At 60.8% G+C, this 15,075-nt stretch carries 13 protein-coding genes; 1 reads left to right on the top strand and 12 read right to left on the bottom strand.

Annotation, left to right across the window (positions count from 1 at the left end):
* Positions 1-21 precede the first annotated feature (21 nt).
* A complete protein-coding gene (gene ileS, locus I6J72_RS02600; protein ID WP_204099808.1) occupies positions 22-3,219 on the bottom strand; it encodes an isoleucine--tRNA ligase in 3,198 nt (1,065 codons plus the stop codon).
* Positions 3,220-3,580: 361 nt separating this feature from the next.
* On the opposite strand from ileS, the gene I6J72_RS02595 reads away from it, so the two are divergent.
* Positions 3,581-4,657: an HNH endonuclease signature motif containing protein gene (locus I6J72_RS02595; protein ID WP_204099807.1), complete on the top strand. Its 1,077-nt coding sequence runs from the start codon at positions 3,581-3,583 to the stop codon at positions 4,655-4,657.
* A gap of 95 nt (positions 4,658-4,752) precedes the next feature.
* On the opposite strand, the gene I6J72_RS02590 is transcribed toward I6J72_RS02595, so the two are convergent.
* The 11 genes from I6J72_RS02590 to I6J72_RS02540 all read right to left on the bottom strand — a co-directional run bounded on the left by I6J72_RS02590 (position 4,753) and on the right by I6J72_RS02540 (position 15,074).
* On the bottom strand, positions 4,753-4,923 hold the full coding sequence (locus I6J72_RS02590) for a hypothetical protein (RefSeq protein WP_204099806.1): 171 nt from the start codon (positions 4,921-4,923) through the stop codon (positions 4,753-4,755).
* A gap of 114 nt (positions 4,924-5,037) precedes the next feature.
* Positions 5,038-6,168 (bottom strand): DivIVA domain-containing protein, encoded by a 1,131-nt coding sequence (locus tag I6J72_RS02585; protein ID WP_115022874.1) that lies wholly within the window; start codon positions 6,166-6,168, stop codon positions 5,038-5,040.
* A gap of 168 nt (positions 6,169-6,336) precedes the next feature.
* Complete coding sequence (locus tag I6J72_RS02580; RefSeq protein WP_204099805.1) at positions 6,337-6,648, bottom strand: YggT family protein; 312 nt, start codon at positions 6,646-6,648, stop codon at positions 6,337-6,339.
* A 160-nt stretch (positions 6,649-6,808) separates the two neighbouring features.
* Positions 6,809-7,234: a cell division protein SepF gene (locus I6J72_RS02575; protein ID WP_039676080.1), complete on the bottom strand. Its 426-nt coding sequence runs from the start codon at positions 7,232-7,234 to the stop codon at positions 6,809-6,811.
* Positions 7,235-7,302: 68 nt separating this feature from the next.
* Positions 7,303-8,007 (bottom strand): YggS family pyridoxal phosphate-dependent enzyme, encoded by a 705-nt coding sequence (locus I6J72_RS02570; protein WP_204099804.1) that lies wholly within the window; start codon positions 8,005-8,007, stop codon positions 7,303-7,305.
* Between the two features lie 2 nt (positions 8,008-8,009).
* Positions 8,010-8,750 (bottom strand): peptidoglycan editing factor PgeF, encoded by a 741-nt coding sequence (pgeF, locus tag I6J72_RS02565; RefSeq protein WP_204099803.1) that lies wholly within the window; start codon positions 8,748-8,750, stop codon positions 8,010-8,012.
* Positions 8,751-8,774: 24 nt separating this feature from the next.
* Entirely contained in the window at positions 8,775-10,127 is a 1,353-nt protein-coding gene (ftsZ, locus tag I6J72_RS02560; RefSeq protein WP_070669917.1) for a cell division protein FtsZ, read from the bottom strand.
* A gap of 207 nt (positions 10,128-10,334) precedes the next feature.
* Positions 10,335-10,994: a cell division protein FtsQ/DivIB gene (locus I6J72_RS02555; RefSeq protein ID WP_204099802.1), complete on the bottom strand. Its 660-nt coding sequence runs from the start codon at positions 10,992-10,994 to the stop codon at positions 10,335-10,337.
* Positions 10,987-12,483: a UDP-N-acetylmuramate--L-alanine ligase gene (gene murC, locus I6J72_RS02550; RefSeq protein ID WP_204099801.1), complete on the bottom strand. Its 1,497-nt coding sequence runs from the start codon at positions 12,481-12,483 to the stop codon at positions 10,987-10,989. The genes I6J72_RS02555 and murC overlap by 8 nt, the downstream gene beginning before the upstream one ends.
* A gap of 33 nt (positions 12,484-12,516) precedes the next feature.
* Positions 12,517-13,590, bottom strand: a complete 1,074-nt coding sequence (murG, locus tag I6J72_RS02545) for an undecaprenyldiphospho-muramoylpentapeptide beta-N-acetylglucosaminyltransferase (protein WP_070669920.1) — start codon at positions 13,588-13,590, stop codon at positions 12,517-12,519.
* Between the two features lie 29 nt (positions 13,591-13,619).
* Entirely contained in the window at positions 13,620-15,074 is a 1,455-nt protein-coding gene (locus tag I6J72_RS02540; RefSeq protein ID WP_204099800.1) for an FtsW/RodA/SpoVE family cell cycle protein, read from the bottom strand.
* Between the last annotated feature and the right edge of the window lies 1 nt (position 15,075).

Below are 15,075 nucleotides of genomic sequence, written 5' to 3'. Positions count from 1 at the left end.
CTGCGCCCTGCTGTCCAAGCTCTAGGCCTTGGCCACGGTCGCGGTGACACCCTTGAGGACGTCATGCACCGTCTGGCCGCTATCGTTAGACAGAGTCTCCGTCGTCACGGTGAAGTCGGTAGCCAGCACCTCCGCCGCAATGTGATCGCGGTGGCGGTTGGCCCACTCCTCCTTCTCCGCAGGAACCGAAAGCATCACCGTGATGCGGTCGGTCACGACAAAGTTCTCGGCCTTGCGGGCATCCTGCAGACCGCGGATAACGTCAGCGGCCCAGCCTTCGGCCTCGAGTTCCTCGGTAACCTCAGTATCCAGCACCACCAGACCATCGACGCCGTCCACTCGTGCCGTGGACTCCGGGTTCGCTGCCTGCAGGCGCTCGGTGTACTCCTCTGGGCTCAGACGAATATCGCCGTCAACGACGACCTCGTCACCCTCGCGCTCGTAGTTACCAGCCTTGAGGTTTTTGATGGCACGCTGGACATCCTTACCCAAGCGCGGGCCCGCAACCTTGGCGTTGCACACCACGTCGAAGGTACCGACTTCGTCGACATCATCGGTAAGAACGACGTCTTTGACGTTGACCTCATCGCGGATGATGTCCTTGAAGTCCGCCAGGCGTGCCGAATCCGGCATCGCCACGGTCAGCTTCGGCAACGGCAAACGGTTGCGCAGCTTGTTGGACTTGCGCACCGACGACGCCGCCGAGGCCACCGCACGGGTAGCATCCATCGCTGCCACGAGGTCATGATCAGCCGGGTAATCCTCAGCCTTCGGGTAGGACGCCAAGTGCACGGAACGCTCACCGGTCAGGCCACGGTAGATGACCTCAGCAACGTGCGGCAGCAGCGGAGCCACCACGCGAGAGACGGTCTCCAGCACCGTGTAGAGGGTATTGAACGCCTCAACGTGAGTCTCCTCGCCTTCCCAGAAACGGTCACGAGAGCGGCGAACATACCAGTTAGTCAGCGCGTCCGCGAAGAGGCGAACCTCCTCAGTGGCCGAAGCGATGTCGGTATTCGCCAGCGCGTCATTCGTGTTCTTCACCAAGTCATGAGTCTTGGCCAAGATGTAGCGGTCCAGCACGTTGGTGGAGCTGACATCGAACTGCGCCTCCTGAGAAGCGTAGAGCTGTAGGAAGGTGTAGGCATTCCAGATCGGCAGGATGGCCTGGCGCACGCCCTCACGGATGCCTTGCTCGGTGACAATGAGGTTGCCACCGCGCAGGATCGGCGAGGACATGAGGAACCAGCGCATCGCATCCGAACCATCGCGGTCAAAGACCTCGTTGACGTTCGGGTAGTTGCCCTTGGACTTGGACATCTTCAGGCCGTCATTGCCTAAAACGATGCCGTGGGCCACAACCTTCTTGTAGGCCGGGCGGTCAAAGAGCGCGGTGGACAGCGCATGCATGACGTAGAACCAGCCGCGGGTCTGACCGGAGTACTCCACGATGAAGTCTGACGGCGAGTGGGTCTCAAACCACTCCTTGTTCTCAAACGGGTAGTGCTTCTGGGCAAACGGCATGGAACCAGACTCGAACCAGCAGTCCAACACGTCCGGCACGCGGCGCATCGTGGACTTGCCCGTCGGATCGTCCGGGTTCGGGCGAGTCAGCTCATCGATGTGTGGGCGGTGCAGACTGGTCGGGCGCACGCCGAAGTCACGCTCCAGCTCATCCAGGGAACCGTAGACATCCACGCGCGGGTACTCCGGATCATCGGAGATCCACGCCGGGATCGGAGCACCCCAGTAGCGGGTACGGGAGATGTTCCAATCACGAGCGCCTTCCAGCCACTTGCCGAACTGGCCATCGCGGATATGCTCCGGCAGCCACTCAATCTCGTTGTGGTTGAGCTCCACCATGCGGTCACGGAACTCGGTCACCTTGACAAACCATGCCGGCAGCGCCATGTAGATGAGCGGCTCGCCGGAGCGCCAGGAGTGCGGGTAGGAGTGCTCGATGGTCACGTGGCGTACCACACGGCCAGCGGCCTTGAGGTCCTTGATGATGGACTTGTTAGCGTCGAAGACCAGCTGGCCCTCGTACGGCGGTACCTGCGAGGTGAACTTGCCGTCCTCATCCACCGGGATGACTAGGCCTACGCCATACTTCTGGCAGGTGAGCATATCGTCCTCACCGAAGGCCGGAGCCTGGTGGACAACGCCGGTACCGTCCTCGGTGGTGACGTAATCCGCGAGCAGCAACTGGTACGCGTTCTCGACGTCCGGGAAGAAATCAAAGATGGGCTGGTACGTAAAGCCCTCCAGATCAGCGCCCTTGAAGGTCTTCAGGACCTCCGCCTCACCCAGCTCCTTCGCCAAAGTGCCGGTTAGTGCCTCGGCCATCACAAAGGTACGGCCAGCAAAGTCGCCCTCAGTAGCCTTAAACAGCACGTAGTCGACCTCCGGATGGACCGCCAAAGCCAGGTTGGACGGCAGGGTCCACGGGGTGGTGGTCCAGGCGAGGAAGGAGGCGTCGGCAAGCTCGGCGTTGTCAGCCAACGTTTTCTCCGCAGCGCTTCCCTCGACCACACCAGTCACCGGGAAAGTCACCGTCAGGGTCGGGTCCTGGCGCATCTTATAAGAATCATCCAGGCGAGTTTCCTGGTTGGATAGCGAGGTGTGCTCAGCCCAGGAATACGGCAGAACCCTAAAGCCCTGGTAGATCAGGCCCTTGTCATAGAGCTCCTTAAACGCCCACATGACAGACTCCATGTACTCCAAGTCCATGGTTTTGTAGCCGTTTTCAAAGTCCACCCAGCGAGCCTGGCGGTTAACATACTCTTCCCACTCATCGGTGTACTCGAGGACGGACTTGGCGCAGTATTCGTTGAACTTCTCTAGGCCCATCTCCTCGATCTGGGCCTTATCGGTGATTCCGAGCTGCTTTTCTGCCTCGAGCTCCGCCGGCAGGCCGTGGGTATCCCAGCCGAAGACGCGCGGGACGTGGTTGCCGGCCATGGTGCGGTAGCGCGGGACGATGTCTTTGACGTAACCGGTCAACAGGTGGCCATAGTGCGGCAGGCCATTGGCAAAGGGCGGGCCATCATAAAAGACGTACTCGGGGCAACCCTCTGTCTGCTCGAGGCTGGCTTTAAAAGTATCGTCGGCCGTCCAGTACTTCTGGACTTCCTGCTCCATGTCGGGGAAGCGGGAGGACCCAGCTGTCATATCGACCTTGGGATAAACGCTGCCGACGTTCGTAGGGTTGTTGCTCATCTGAAAATTCCTTCACTCGTTCGCTGTGACGGGGACGCGCCTTGCGGCTCGCGGTACCACCCCGCTTGGACGCCGAGGCGCCCCGCTTCGTTGTGTGAAGGAGATGACGGTCCCTACCCGCCCGGTTCTAATAATGCGGCGCTCGCGCGCCTCACGTTCTTCCGGAATGCTCCCCGGTGATAGCCGGCTCACTGCATGTAGCTCCAGAGTATAACCGAGGGGTCAAGTTTTCACAGCCACAGGTTCCCGAGATCCTGAAATAGAAACCCGTGTGTGCCCACGATGCTCAGGTGAAAAGGTTATTCACAGGAACATTCTTTCTAGTGCGGGCTGATCACAGTGAGCCTTAGGCTTCAGAATCATGAACGCACTTCAGACTTTTCTTGACGCCCTGGCGCCCGGCATTGATGTCGTCGCCGGGTGCGAAGGCATGTCTGAAGCGGATCTCATTGCTGCCGGATCACCGGATAAGACCGCCAAGGAATTGGTGCGCTTGCACTCGAGTTTCTTTGGCACGACTGCGATGACTCGAATGCAACGCAACGCCGTAATTGCAGCCCGCCAGCGCGGCCATTCTCTGCCCACACTCAACGTCATTGACCGCTATGCACGCAAAGCTCGGACACTGGCGCTGGGGTGGCAGAAGCGCCTTGAGCTGTGTCGCACGAGTGCTGATACCTTGGCGATGGAAGCTCTGGCCAAGAAGAAGCTCAAAGAGCTTTCGAAACCGCCGCAGCCCAAGGCAGGTGTCACGGTGTATCGCCGGCGAAACTCGCTGTGGACGATGGCGATTACAGCCCCTTCTCATGTCATCGCTGAGCTTAACGACGCCGTCGATGAGCACCGACCCATCGAATCCATCCAGGAGGCCTTCTTTACTGGGGCTGCGCCACGCAAAGGACTACAGACCAACATTCTTGTCCCCTTGGATGCGTTGACGCAGATTCTCAATGGTGATGGTGAGGAAGTTACGCTGCGCATGACCAATGGCGCGACAATGACGGGTGCGGAGTATGTCAACAAGGTGATCTCCGGTGAAATAGACCTTGACGGCACATTGGCGACGCTCTTTCACCCCGTCCGCGGACCTGTGAACCTCTATCGGCAGGAGCGGAGCGCTAGCATCAAACAGCGCATCATGGCTATGGCCGAGTTTCCGGTCTGTGCATGGAATGACTGTATGAAGCCCGCCGATGAGTGCCAAGTGCACCACATCATCGCGTGGAAGTACGGGGGCTATACCAATCCCGAGAACCTCGTGATGTTGTGTCCGTACCACAACGGAGTCAATCAAGATAACCTCAATGCTCCGCCAGGGCGTGGGCGGATGGCCCGGGTTGAAGGGACGGTAAAGCGCACCTTCGGTCCTCTCCCACCGCCTTCGCCACGGCAGGCGACCCCTAAAGCAACTGGACCGCCGGACAGCGCCGGCACCTAGATTCGGTCGGTGCCACTATCCGCGACAGTAGCCTTCCATCGCAGCAGCTCACTGCCTAGGAGCCCTCTACCTCAGGATTCCCTTGAGGCCGAGGGCTACTTGTCGTGCTTGCGGCGTATTTTCACCACTGTATCGACGATAAAGAGAATGATGCCGACACCGGCAGAGATGAACAGCAGGTACAGGGACCAGTCAGCGGCGGTGAGGATGTAGTTCACGAGAGCCAAGAAAGCTACGAACGCCAGAACCAATGCGCCAATGAGCATCGTCGCTCCTCTCCAACGAAAACTGGTCTTGTGTCTACCGGAGGCCTCGGTGGCCTACCAAAAGAATAACGGCGTCCTGTGCGGGACGCCGTTGATTCAGTCATTAGCCAAAGATTAGTTGTTGGCCTTGCCAGCCTCACCGTTCGGAGCCGCGGTGCCGCGGGACTCCAGCTCCTCAAGCTGGGACTCGAGAAGCGTCTTGAGGCGGGTACGGTACTCGCGTTCAAAGGTGCGCAGCTCGGAGATACGGGCCTCGAGAGCAGTCTGCTGCTGCTTGACCGTGTTCATGACCTCGGTGTGCTTCTTCTCCGCGTCAGCCTGCAGGGCTGCTGCCTTCTCCTCAGCCTGGCGGATCTGAGCCTCAGCGCGGGAGGTGGCATCAGACTCAGTCTGCTTAGCCTTGGTCTCTGCGTCAGCGACGAGCTTCTTGGAACGGTTGTCGGCATCCAGCAGCTGTGCGTCGTAACGCTTCTGGGCGTCAGCCAACTGAGCCTTGGAGTGAGAATCAGCCTCAGCAAGCTGCTTTTCTGCAGCCGTGCGGGCCTCGGCCAGCATGGACTCGGAGTCTGCCTTGGCCTCGTTGGTAAGGCGGTCCGCCATTTCCTGAGCCAAGCCCAGAACACGAGCGGCCTGCATGTGGGTCTCCGGAGTAGCCAGGCCATCCGCAGTCTTGGCAGCGCCAGCGCCGGCAATGCCGGCGGCAGCGGTGGAGGCGCCGGAGTTCTTCTTGGCGGACTCCAGCTCCTTCTTGGTGTTCTCCAGCTCGCGCTTGGATGCTTCGAGCTCACGCTTCGCGGCGGCAGCTTCCTCACGGGCAGCCTTAAGCTCTGCGGAGTTATCCTGCTGCTGAGCAGCCGGAGCCTGGGAGGACTGCGCCTGAGCCTGAGCGGCCTTAGCCTGCTCTTGGGCCTTCTTGGTTTCTTCCTTGGCCTTGGCAACCTCGTTCTTCGAGTCAGCCAGCTTTGCCTCGTACTCAGCGCGCAGCTTGGACTCCACGTCCTTGCGCACGGCGGCCTCATCGACCTTGGTTGCAGCAGCACCGGCGCCAGCAGCGGCGCCGCCCTTGGACTGTGCCTTCAGATCCTCTACCTGGGCCTGGAGGTCGTCGTTCTCATCCTGCAACTGAGCAAGAGCATCTTCGACGAGGTCGAGGAACTGATCGACCTCGTCCTCGTTGTAGCCACGCTTGCCAATAGGCGGCTTGCTGAAGGCGACGTTGTGTACATCAGCTGGTGACAGTGGCATTGACTTCTCTTCCCCTTACGAATCGGTCAAACCTCTAGTGGGTCCAGAGGCCGGGTACATATGCGGTTAATAATACGGATTGTGATAACTCATTGTATCCAAATCAACACATTATCTAACGCAGGCACGAGTCTCAACGTTAACAAAAGGGTTTAATACACCCGCAATTTAGACTGCGAGCCCGCCAGCACCAAAAAATACCCACGTGATCAGTCGCGAGAGAATTGCCAAGAGCAGGAACAGTACGATAACTGAGACATCGAGAGCAATGCCTCCCAACTGCAGCGGCGGGATGATTTTACGCAGAGCCTTAACGGGCGGATCAGTGAGGACAAACAGCACTTCTGCCACCATCATGAACCACCGCGGCGGGTTAAATTGGCGCGAGAAGGACTGAATCATCTCGATGACGATGCGCGCGAGCAGAATCCACGAGTAGAGGCTCACCGCAAGAATGAGAATTGAACCTAAAGCATTCACATCGCCCGAGCCTATCTGAACCACCCCCGCGGGCGGTACTCCCCCGTCCGGCGGTTCGCCAGAAAAGCAACCCGAGAAAACGCAATGAGCCGCCGTTACCAGCCTCCTCCACTAGCCAACACGGGAGGGGGCAGGATCGGCGGCCCTGAGGCGTCGAGTTTTAGCGCAGGTGCGCGGCGCGCTCCAGCTCAACGGTAGAGATGTCAGCGCCCTTCGGCACAATGGCGAAGACCTTGCGGCTGGTATCAACGCCCTTGGTGAGGTTCTTCATACGGCCTTCCAGTGCGAAGCACAGGCCAGCTGCGAAGTCGACGAAACGCTTGGCGGAGCCACGGTCGGCATCGGTGAGTTCGAAGACTACGGCGTCACCATCACGGAACGGGCCGCCAACCTTGGCCGCGTCATCGAAGGAGACGAGCGACAGGGCCACGATGGTCGGAACGAATTCTTCTTCCTGCTTGTCGTAGGACGGTGCTGCGTACGACGGAGCGTTGTAGGTGCGCTCGTCGGCGTAGTAGGCGTCGTCGGCGTCCATGTCCATCGGGCCCAGCCCGAAGAATTCCTTGGTCCTATCAATCAGTGACATTCTGGGTCTCCCTCTGACCTAGTTTTCTGTGAGATTAGTGTCTTTGAAATGCGCTTTTGCGATGCCATTTAAACTACTGGCCGCGGGCCCATAATTCCGGTTCCGACACGCACGATATCTGTTCCAGATTCAATTGCTGCCTGCAGGTCTGCACTCATTCCGGCAGAGAGTTTCAAGGGACGCCCCAACTGCTTAGAAGTCTCCTCCACAAGCTCTTTTACCCGTGTAAAAACCTCGACCGGTTCACTCTCCAGAGGTGGGACAACCATAAAGCCCTGCAGCTCAATATTGTCGAGTTCTTCGACTACGTCCACCAAGTCAGAAACCTGCTCGAGTGGGCAACCGCCACGGGCTGTATCACCGTCAGCGGAGACCTGAATGAAGACCGGCAAGGTGTCGTCGCGCTGGCCTCGTTCGTGGGCCAAGCCGACGCCGCGGTCTAGGGCACGCGCAAGCTTCTCAGAGTCGAGCGAGTGCACGCTATGCGCCCAGCGTGCTACGTGGTTGGCCTTCTTGGTTTGAATCTGGCCGATCATGTGGAAGTGCATATGGGGCAGCGCTTCGGCCTTGGCGCGAGCTTCCTGTTCGCGGTTTTCAGCGACGTCGGTGATGCCTAGCTGCCCAAGCAGAGCGATATCTTCCGCAGGGTGAAACTTGGTCACCGGCAACAGCACGGGTGCTTCGCGCCCAGTTTCGTCGGCGAAACGTTGGATGTCAGCGCGGGTGCGCTCGAGTCCGGCCCGCAGTTCCTCGAGACGGTTCTGGTCAGTCATTGTTATCCCTCCAACCAAATCACGCCGGCTTGGCGTCCGGTGACGCCTTCACGGCGATAGGAAAAGAAGTCTGGATCTTCAATGGTGCACCGCGGATCGGACTCAATGGCAGTAATGCCCAGCTCCATGAGCTGACGCACCAGTCCGGCACGGACATCGACACCCCAGGTTCCCTTCGCAGTACGCGTTAACGACCCGGGCAAGTGCTTCTCGACGTCCCTCGCCATCTCCTCCGGCACCTCATAATTGCGGCCCGAGGCGGCCGGCCCCATGAGAACCTGAGTAGTCGACGGAGTCGCACCGAGCTCCATCATGGTGTTGACGGTAGCGCGGATGATGCCGTTGCGTGCGCCGAGGCGGCCTGCATGGACGGCGGCGATGACGCCGGCAGGGACGTCGACAAGCAATACCGGCGTGCAATCGGCCACGAGCACGCCGAGGCCCAGACGTTTTTCGGTGGTGACCAGGGCATCGGTAGCCTCAACCGGCTCGGTCATGCCGCGGCGCTCCGCTCCTACCGTGGTGACGGTATTGGTATGTAACTGTTCCATCCACACGATGTCGTCGAGCCCTGTGGCGCGTAGAAGGCGGGAGCGGTTAGCGGCCACGGCGGCGGGGTCATCGCCCACGTGATCACCTAAATTGAAAGAGTCATAGGGAGACGACGACGCCCCGCCAGCACGGCTGGTAAAGACCATGCGGACGGGGCGCTTCGATGGGTGTGCTTCCTCGTTTACTGGCATGCACTCCAGAGTAGCGGGCTGCGACTAGCGCATGAAGGAGGGCACGTCGAGATCGTCGTCGCCGTCATCATCGAAGCCACGGGGGCGGCGCTCGTCTGGGCGGGACAGGCGGTACTCGTCGCGATTCTCGCGCTCCTCGCGGCGGAAGCGATCAGAGCTGGTGAACAGTCCGCTGGACGGAGCCGGCTCGGAGGGCTGCTCACGCTCGTAGGAGTGGCGCGGTGCGTACTCTTCACGCTCGCGGCGCTCGGTGCCCTGCGACTCAGCACGTGTGTACTCCTCACGTGGGGCTTCCGCGCTGGACGCGGCGGGGGATTCCGGTTGTGCCTCGGCACGGTTCTCGAAGAGGGAACCCGGGCGGGCAGCCGGGGTGGCGTGCTGGCCCTGCGGTGCTGCCTGACCAGGCTGCACCGGCTGGGAGGTCATATTGGCCTGTGCATCAAAGCCGGTGGCGATGATGGTGACGCGGACTTCGTCGCCCAGGTTGTCATCGATGATGGTGCCGAAGATGATGTTGGCATCCTCGTCGGCACGCTCCTCCACCATGGAGGCAGCCGCGTTGACCTCGTGGAGGCCCAGATCGGAGCCGCCAGCGATGGAGAGTAGGACGCCCTTAGCGCCTTCCATCGTGGACTCCAGCAGCGGAGAGTTGATGGCCTGCTCGGCTGCGTTGAGCGCGCGGTTGTCGCCGCGGGCAAAGCCGATGCCCATGAGCGCGGAGCCGGCATCGGACATGACGGAGCGCACGTCCGCAAAGTCGACGTTGATCATGCCTGGGATGGTGATGAGGTTGGTAATACCCTGAACACCGTTGTGCAGGACTTCATCGGCAGCGCGGAAGGCCTCAACGATGGACAGTTCCTCGCCGCCCAGCTGCATGAGGCGGTCATTCGGAATAACGATGAGGGTATCGCAGACCTCGCGCAGCTCCTCGATACCGGCCATGGCCTGGCGGGTACGGCGCGCGCCCTCAAACTTAAACGGGCGGGTAACAACACCAACGGTCAAAGCACCCATCTTCTTCGCGATGGAAGCCACGACGGGGGCCGCGCCGGTACCGGTTCCGCCGCCCTCGCCGGCCGTCACGAAGACCATGTCGGAGCCTTGGAGGGCGTCCTCGATTTCGGTCTTGTGGTCCTCAGCGGACGTCTTGCCTACCTCCGGGTTAGCGCCGGCACCGAGGCCGCGAGTAGCCTCGCGGCCGATGTCGAGTTTGGTGTCAGCGTCGGAGAAGATCAGCGCCTGGGAGTCGGTATTGATGGCGACAAACTGGACTCCCTTGAGGCCTTCTTCGATCATGCGGTTGACGGCATTGACACCGCCGCCGCCGACGCCGACGACCTTGATGTCCGCGAGGTTGTTGCTAGATGAGATCATACGAGGGTCTCTTGCCTTTCAACTAAGGATTTATATGTAAACGAGGAGGCGCCCCTTTTCGCGAGAGGCGGTTACATCCATCTTTAACGACAAGAGGGTTATTTGGGCGCACATTTTGCCGCGTGTCGGTACCCTCAACCTCTACTTTAGGGTTGTTGACGTGCGGTTTTATTAACAGGCGTCCCACCCGCCCCACCGGCGACGCTCTTAGCGCCGAGTCACCAGTGAAGGGTTAGAAATATTCCAGGAGTCACCTTCCAACTGAAGCACATCCTCAAAGGCGATGGCCTTGTTGGCGTTGTCTTCTGCGGCTCCCCAGAAGATGGTTTTATCGTCGTCCGTGACGAAGGTAAGTGAGTAGGTGTCCTCAATCTCGAGAGTCTTGACGCGCGTGCGCACCTCGGCGGGCAGTGCGGATACCGCATCCACCGCCGCCTGCATTTCCGGGGACCCCGATTCCGGGTTCCCAGTCAGCTGGATGGCTTCAGCGGGTGGGGTGTCCTCGACAAATTCTTTGCCCTTGTCATCCACCAGCACTGTGCGGCCACCGTCCTCGACATAGGCCACGGCCTCATGTTCCACCACGCTGATATGCACAGTGGACGGAAAAGCGCGCGAGACCGTTGCCGATTCCACCCACGGCAGCGAAGCCACACCCTGAGCCGCCTCACGCGCATTGAGACGCACCAGATTGGAGCCAGTTGCCACACCGCTCGCCTGCTCCGCGTCTTCGGCCGCCACGTGCTCATTGCCCTCAACTTCGAAGGAGGACACCTTAAGAATGGGGAACAGCCAAACGACGGCCGCAGCCACGAGTGCTACGAGGAAGACCGCGCCGACGGCAATCGCGCCTGTCTTCTTAGACATCCTGATCCTTGGCCTCATCTGGTTGCGTGGATTCCGCGAGTGCCTCACTTTTCTCTAACTGAGAGAGGATTTCCCCTGCCACATAGGTAATCGTTCCCGCACCGATGGTGAGCACGACATCACCTGGCTGGGCCAGAGAAATAACGTCGCCCGCAGCCTCGGAGAAATCCGGCTCAAAGATGACCGGCATGTCCTCCGGCATCTTGTCCGTAATGATGCGGGAAGTAATGCCCTCAACCGGCTGCTCTCGGGCACCGTAGATGTCGAGGACCACGGAGGCGTCGGCAAGCGCCAGCGCCTCTGCAAACTCCGCATCGAATTCCATGGTTCGGGAGTACAGGTGCGGCTGGAAGCACGCGATAACACGCGCGCCCTCGCCTTCCGCATCAACCTTCGCGCGTGCAGCGGTGAGCACCGCGGACACCTCCGTCGGGTGGTGAGCATAATCGTCAAAAACGCGAATCCCTTGTGCGGAACCGCGGTACTCGAAACGGCGGCGCACGCCGGTGAAATCGGTCAAACCCGCAGCGAGTTCCGCTGGTTCACCTCCTGCCAATGCGCCGGCAAGTAGCGCCGCAGCGGAATTAAGCACCATATGGTGGCCTGGGACGTGGAGGTCGTAGGCGAGGTCCTCCGGGGGAACGTCGGGAAGCGTGAGGCGCACTCGCACATGCGCGCCCTCCGCTGACACCGTCTCCTCCAGGACTTCGACACCATAGGGCAGCGAGGACTCGTTGTGCGCGCCGTACCCCAAGACGTGGATGCCGCGTTCGGCCGCGCGCTCTCCGGTAGCCACCGCTTGTGCATCCTCGAGGCACACCACGAGATAGCCGCCGTCGATGACACAGTCAGCAAAATCGTCGAAGACCTTAAAGTAGCTTTCGGGGGTTTCGAAGTAGTCCAGGTGGTCCGGCTCGATGTTCGTAATCACCGCTACGGAGGGGCTATAGCGCAGCAGTGAGGCATCGGATTCATCAGCCTCGGCGACAAAAGCGTCACCGGTTCCTCCATGCGCGTTCGTCCCCGCACGGTTGAGCTGGCCGCCGATGGCAAAGGACGGGTCCAAACCAGCCTGCTGCATTGCGCTCACCGTCATGGACGTGGTGGACGTCTTGCCGTGGGTACCGGCCAAGAGGATTTGGCGGTGTCCCTCCATAAGCTCCGCTAGAAGGTCGGAGCGGCGAATCACCGGAATTCCAGCCTCCCGTGCAGCAGCCAGCTCGGGGTTGTCCTGTGGAATCGCCGCGAAGGAGGTCACCACCACCGTGGGCTTTTCGCCGGCGAGATCGAGGTTCTCGGCTGCGTGGCCGATGGCAATGTGAGCGCCCATCGTGCGCAGGACCTCCACCGCGGTGGACTTCTTCACGTCCGAGCCCGTCACCACCGCGCCGCGGGTCACAAGGATCCGGGCAAGGCCAGACATGCCCGAGCCGCCGATGCCCACAAGGTGAACGCGAGACAAGTCAGTAGAAGCAGGAGTAGCAGTCATGAGGGATAATCCTTCGTTCGTGGTGGAGAGGGCCTAGTTGCGAGCACTCGACGCAATGCGGTCAGCGATAGTGGCAGCCACGTCACCCGCGGTGCTGGCATCCGCAGCTGTGCGCATGGCATCCAGCGTGGCGGGGTTGCCGAGGATAGCGCGTACCTCACGGATGAGGCGCTCGGGGCTCAGTTCGGCATCGGGAATCTGGACAGCAGCGCCCGCATCTACGAGCGCACGAGAGTTCAGTGCCTGCTCGCCGTTGCCGTGCGGGAGGGGGATGTAGATGGCGGGCAGTCCTGCGGCGGAGACTTCCGCCACGGTCATGGCACCAGAGCGGCATACCATGAGATCCGCCACGGCGAGGGCGCCGGTCATGTCATCGATATAGGGCACCGGGGTGTAGTTGCTGCGTTCTTCTGGCTTGTCGTTCTTCTTTCCATACGCATGAAGAACCTGGAAGTCCTGCGTGAGGTCGGCGATAGCACCGGCAACGGCAGTATTGATGCTCACTGCGCCCTGGGAACCACCCGTCACGACGATGGTGGGGCGTTCGTCACCTAGATTCCAGTTCTTACGCGCGGCGGCTGCCTTGGAACCATCCGGGTCCTCCCCCAAACCGGGACGTACTGGGATGCCGAGGACCTCGCCCGGCATGCCGGACCCCTCCTGCGCGTTGAAACCGATTCCACCCAGACGCACGCCCAGCTTGTTAGCCATGCCCGCCAGCGCGTTGGTCTCTAGGACAAAGAAAGGAATGCCCAGCGACTTCGCCGCCAAATATGCGGGGGCAGCAACGTAGCCACCGGTACCGAAAACGGCGTCCGCAGCCACGTCTTTGAGGACTGCGCGGGTTTCCCGTACGGACTTTAAAACGCGCCACGGCAGCTTCAACGCATCTGCATTGATCTTACGGGGCACGGGAACCGGGGTAATCATGCGCAAATCCACGCCACGGGCCGGAACAATATCTCCTTCCAAACCGCGCGGGGTGCCCAGAGCGGTCACTCGCGCACCGTGGCGCTGACGCAGCTCCTCCCCCACGGCAAGCGCTGGTTCAATGTGTCCGGCAGTGCCGCCACCTGCGATGACGACGGAAATTCGCGTGGCATTCATGCCCTACAGGCTACCAGCGCAGCATTACGCTACCGACGCTCGCCGCGCCGACGGTCCCCGTGCGCTTCTTGGCGCGGGACGCGGCGGCCAGTGACCGCGCGGCCAAACCGTTCCTCACGGCTGCGCTCCGTGTGACGCTGCGCTTGCGGGCGCTGACGACGTTGAGCGCGCTCTCCTCGCCCGCCACGCTCACGATCTGCTCGGTGCGCGCCGCCGCGACGCTCATTGGGAGGAGTGGGTTCCGGAATGAGGAAAATGCGATCGAAGAGCGGGCGGCCAAAATTCTGCATGGCGGAGACCTGCATCGGCTCGTGGCGCGCAACGTTGCACAACAGACCCATGGAGCCAATCGTAATAATCGCAGCGGTACCGCCGGCAGAAATCATGGGCAGCTGAATACCCGTCACCGGCAGCACGCCGATGACATAGCCAATGTTGATGAAGGCCTGGACCACCACGCCAACGGACAACGTCGCCGCGAGTAGAGACTGGAATTGGTCCTGCGCCCGCTTGGCAGTGCGCAGCCCGAAGTAGCCCAAAATGGCAAAGAGCCCGATGACCAAAGCACCGCCCCACAGGCCGAGCTCCTCGCCAATAATGGCGAAGACGAAGTCATTCTTTGCCTCCGGCAGGTAGAACCACTTGGCGCGTGACTGGCCTAGGCCGACGCCCCAGAAGCCGCCGTCGGCAAGCGAGAGGAAGCCCTGGTACGCCTGGAAACCTGTCCCTTGCGTGTCTTCGATGTTGCCGCGCAGGGCGTCAAAATAGGTGTGGAAGCGGTGGGAACGGAAGCCGCCCGCCAGGAAAACCGTAGCCATGCCGATGACACCGAAGACACCAACGACCGTTGGCACACGCCAGTCCACGCCAGCAAAGACGAGGGTAAAGACCACCACCAAAGCAAAAGACACGCCCATGCCCAGGTCGCCCTGCGCCACGATGAGCACGAACATGATGCCGGAAATGATGGAGTACATCATGAACGGGTCTGTCAGACGCATCGAACGATGAGTCTTATCCGCCAAAGCGGACGCACCATACATCCCCACGGCCACACGTGCGAACTCGGAGGGTTGGAAGGCAACGCCGCCGGGCAGCATAATCCACGACTGCGAACCTACCTCGGCACGTCCCGTACCCACGCCGGGGATAAGAACCAAGATGAGCAGCACGATAGCCAATCCCAGGAACCACGGCACCAGTGCTCGCAGTGTTCGCGGGGACATCCGCAGGCCGATCCAGAACGCGACGAGACCGGCCACCACGAGGATGCATTGGCGCACAGCGGCCGACCAGGGGCTATCGCTTTCTGAAAGCGAGGTCGCCATCGACGAAGAAAAAGCCATGAGCACGCCGATACCGATGAGCGAGAAAATGGCGATGCGCAGCATCTGATAATCCAGCCCGGGGTAGGCGCGTAGGCGCTCGCGGATATCGCGCGCACGGTGGCCCAGCGTGCGGGGTGGCTTCTGGGTAGTGGTCACG

The sequence above is a fragment of the Corynebacterium sp. FDAARGOS 1242 genome, assembly GCF_016889985.1.
GTDB classification, from domain to species: Bacteria; Actinomycetota; Actinomycetes; order Mycobacteriales; family Mycobacteriaceae; genus Corynebacterium; species Corynebacterium minutissimum_B.
The sequence above is the reverse complement of the archived record's forward strand: the minus strand, read 5'-3'. Positions and strand labels throughout refer to the sequence as shown.

What these genes read in the sequence shown, in the direction of transcription:
- I6J72_RS02595 (WP_204099807.1), top strand. Translation starts at nt 3,581, where the DNA reads ATGAACGCACTTCAGACTTTTCTTGACGCCCTGGCGCCCGGCATTGAT.
- I6J72_RS02585 (WP_115022874.1), bottom strand. Translation starts at nt 6,168, where the DNA reads ATGCCACTGTCACCAGCTGATGTACACAACGTCGCCTTCAGCAAGCCG.
- ftsZ (WP_070669917.1), bottom strand. Translation starts at nt 10,127, where the DNA reads ATGATCTCATCTAGCAACAACCTCGCGGACATCAAGGTCGTCGGCGTC.
- ileS (WP_204099808.1), bottom strand. Translation starts at nt 3,219, where the DNA reads ATGAGCAACAACCCTACGAACGTCGGCAGCGTTTATCCCAAGGTCGAT.
- murG (WP_070669920.1), bottom strand. Translation starts at nt 13,590, where the DNA reads ATGAATGCCACGCGAATTTCCGTCGTCATCGCAGGTGGCGGCACTGCC.
- pgeF (WP_204099803.1), bottom strand. Translation starts at nt 8,750, where the DNA reads ATGCCAGTAAACGAGGAAGCACACCCATCGAAGCGCCCCGTCCGCATG.
- I6J72_RS02570 (WP_204099804.1), bottom strand. Translation starts at nt 8,007, where the DNA reads ATGACTGACCAGAACCGTCTCGAGGAACTGCGGGCCGGACTCGAGCGC.
- I6J72_RS02575 (WP_039676080.1), bottom strand. Translation starts at nt 7,234, where the DNA reads ATGTCACTGATTGATAGGACCAAGGAATTCTTCGGGCTGGGCCCGATG.
- I6J72_RS02555 (WP_204099802.1), bottom strand. Translation starts at nt 10,994, where the DNA reads ATGTCTAAGAAGACAGGCGCGATTGCCGTCGGCGCGGTCTTCCTCGTA.
- murC (WP_204099801.1), bottom strand. Translation starts at nt 12,483, where the DNA reads ATGACTGCTACTCCTGCTTCTACTGACTTGTCTCGCGTTCACCTTGTG.
- I6J72_RS02590 (WP_204099806.1), bottom strand. Translation starts at nt 4,923, where the DNA reads ATGCTCATTGGCGCATTGGTTCTGGCGTTCGTAGCTTTCTTGGCTCTC.